The 3,060-nt window shown below is 56.5% G+C and carries 1 protein-coding gene; it reads right to left on the bottom strand.

Going from position 1 to position 3,060, the window contains the following annotated elements:
• Nucleotides 1-72: 72 nt before the first annotated feature.
• Nucleotides 73-2,007 carry a DUF11 domain-containing protein gene (locus CJ255_RS21480; protein WP_097646121.1) on the bottom strand — a complete coding sequence of 645 codons (1,935 nt, stop codon included), beginning with the start codon at nt 2,005-2,007 and terminating at the stop codon, nt 73-75.
• Nucleotides 2,008-3,060 lie beyond the last annotated feature (1,053 nt).

The raw sequence follows: 3,060 nt of genomic DNA, 5'->3' as shown, positions 1-3,060 counted from the left end.
CTTCGCCCTCCCCGAACCCCTCCCACGATCCTGGAGGTTCCAGCAACATTATCTGAAAGACTATAGCATCAATCAGCGCACGATCACTGGGAGAAACACATGGCTGAGGTCTTCAGATGAACGTGGTGTGAGACCAAGATGGAGATCAGTCACTTCGGGTGGGACGCCAACCAGTGGACTGACGCGGCTCTGGTAGCCCGGTGCTGAAACTTGAATGTACCAGCAACCAGTGACCACATCCCAACCGTAGCGCCCTTCATTGTTGGTAATCTGGGGATTCTGGGCAGGCCGGATCTGCGGCGGATCAAGATCGGGTTGTAGCCGCTCATCATTTGCCCCTGGCACATGGTCGGCTACTCCGCTCCAGGGTTCACGCTCATCCCTTGCGGCTGGGCGTGTCTCCACTGTGAGGCAACCTGTGCCCACCTCTGCACCAGGAACACGATAGAGTGTTACTGTCGCACCTGTGAGCGGATTACCTGTTGCGGCATCAAAGATAATACCGCTAGGATCGTAGAACTGAACTTGTCCAACTTCATTCTCAATTGGCTGCTCGGTATCACCACTGCATGTCACGACAATATGAATTGCCGCATTGGCCAACTGGTTCGCTGGAATGGTCACGGCGTAGGTTCCGCTCGCGGGCGGCGTCTCTTGCATCGCATAGGAATAGCCATTGTGCAGCAGGACGACGCTCGTGGGTTCACCGCCAGGCGGTGTGGGGCAGGTGGCTTGCGTTGTGAACAGTACGCCACGGGTATTCCCACGCGGCAACGAGATGGTCGGCCTACCTGTCGCGGGATCAACCGTCACGCTCCCCCCTTCAGTGGTAGCACTCGGGTTGCGTGCAGCCGTTGGCGGCGGAATAACCACCGGAGCGGCATTGAGGGCTGGCAAGGCAGCAATGAGATTGCCATCGCGCTGAAGCGTAGCATAGGCACTATTCCTATAGGTGCCGGAACTCAGGTTAGGCGAAATTGCAACCTGAAAACGCAACTCAATAAAACTCTGGCCAGGTAGTGTGAAGGGGCCAGCCCAGCGCAACTGTTGGGCAGAATTCTGTTCGGTAATCTGCGGATCACTGGTCGTCAGCAGGGCCGTGCTACCCGTCTGATAGCGAAAACCTGCCGGAAGTTGATCCACTATCTCAGTTACCGTAACGCTACTTGCCTGCGGATTGGTCAGACGCAGCGTATAGGTCAGATCTTCACCAGCATTGATCAGTGTGCGATCAGCACGCTTCTGCACAAAGACCTCTTGCTCTAGGGCAGCTAGTCTCTGGTAGGCTGCCGTTAGCTCTTGGGCTGTGCGCGTGGTTGCCGAAATCCGCAACCCCTCAATTACGCCTACGAGCTGCTCGCGCCGTCCGGTGTTGACATCATCACGGAAGAAGAGCGCCTGTTGTGGGGGAGCAGTGAACGAAGCATTCGTTGTGCCGATCAGCGCTCCTTGGAAATAGACCTCAATCTGGTTGGCCGCCGTCGAGACGATAGCCAAATAGTGGCGCTGGTTTGGCAACAACTGGTTACTGCCAATGGTTGGATGCGGATAGGCTTGAAAGCCCTGACTTCTATAGTACCAGCCAGCATCTGCTGTGTCACTGAAACCGAAGAGCTTGCGCCAGTTTTGCGTCTCTTCGGGGGTAAGCACCATCTCGATGGTGTAGGGATGGGCAAGAAGATTGGCATACGCACTCCAATCAATGCCATTGGATGCCGCTTGCCCAACGAGCAGACCTTGCCCAAAGCGACTAGAGACAAACTCGCCACCAATGAGGGTGGCATGGCGTTGATTGCCACTCACATCCTCAACGTGGCCATTGAAGGTAAAACGGGCCAAGACATGGGTGTCGTCGGGAGGAAAGACAGATGGGGAGGATGCATTGGGCGCTGAATGGGCCGTCGTCGTCTGTTCAATCCGCATAAATCCAAGGACGCTACCAGCAAGTAGCAAGACGATCAGCAACCACATGATCGGTCTACGTTGAACTACCTGAGTGCTACTCATCGCTCAATCCTTTCACGTTATGGGCTGTGTGCTACTGTTCCTAGAACCTCCAGAATCGTGGGAGGGGTGTTCGGGGAGGGCGAAGCCCTCCCTATCAATGCTCAATCGAGCCATCGGCAGCGGCCATTGCAAAGAGCGCCCCAGCAGTAGTGATGTAGTGATACGTAGAGTATACCCCATGTCAATGCACTCTGACATGACTCCTTAATATGCAGAGGGTGTGGCGTATATGTTTGTGGGATGACCTCAACCCGTTCATTGCATCTTGGTCGAAGCCATCCATGCATGGAACGGAACATGCACGCAGCGCACCATAGGCCAATGTAGGGGCGTAGCAGCGGCCACCCCCAGGGATCACCGCGCAGGAGGGAATGTATGGGCCGCTGCTACGCCCTCTCCGGCAGCGATCGCCAATCCATCGTATGCGTAGCGGGTGATACCAAATCCGATAGCCGATAGCCGATAGCTGAAAGCCGAGCATGGCATCTCAATGCGCTAGATTGTCATTGGGCATGCGGCATGCTCAATGGTAATTGGTATGACATGGGATGGGGTGTTACCGCAGCATGCATGGAACACGCCCGCATCCTGTCGCAGCGCAATGGCACCACCGTGGCATGGCATCGTGAGGGCGCAACGCCGACGGAGAGGGCGTAGCAGCGACCTTTGGCTCGCGGTAGCGGCATGATTCCTTGGGTGGCCGCTGCTACGCCCCTACATTGGGAGAACATGGGTTGTTCGTCCAACCAAGAGGTGGGCGGTCACTAAGAGATCGGTGCAAAACGTTACGTCACAACCTTATACCAATTGCGATTGAATTGTCCGCGTTATCGTCATGCTGAGCGCAGCGAAGCATCTCTTTTCGAATGATGAGAGACCCTTCGCTGCGCTCCTGAGAAACAAACGCGGTGCGGCGGCGCGGTGGCTGAGCCCTGAGCTTGTCGAAGGGTCGAAGCCCCGCGCCGCCGCACCGCGCCCCTCCGCTGGCTTCGACAAGCTCAGCCAACGTAGGGGCGCGGCCCTCCGCTGGCTTCGACAAGCTCAGCCAACGTA

Origin of the sequence: Candidatus Viridilinea mediisalina (assembly GCF_002532535.1) — a bacterium.
Taxonomy (GTDB): Bacteria; Chloroflexota; Chloroflexia; order Chloroflexales; family Chloroflexaceae; genus Viridilinea; species Viridilinea mediisalina.
Note: the sequence above shows the minus strand (reverse complement) of the source record. Positions and strands in the feature narration are given on the sequence as shown.

What these genes read in the sequence shown, in the direction of transcription:
- CJ255_RS21480 (WP_097646121.1), bottom strand. Translation starts at nt 2,007, where the DNA reads ATGAGTAGCACTCAGGTAGTTCAACGTAGACCGATCATGTGGTTGCTG.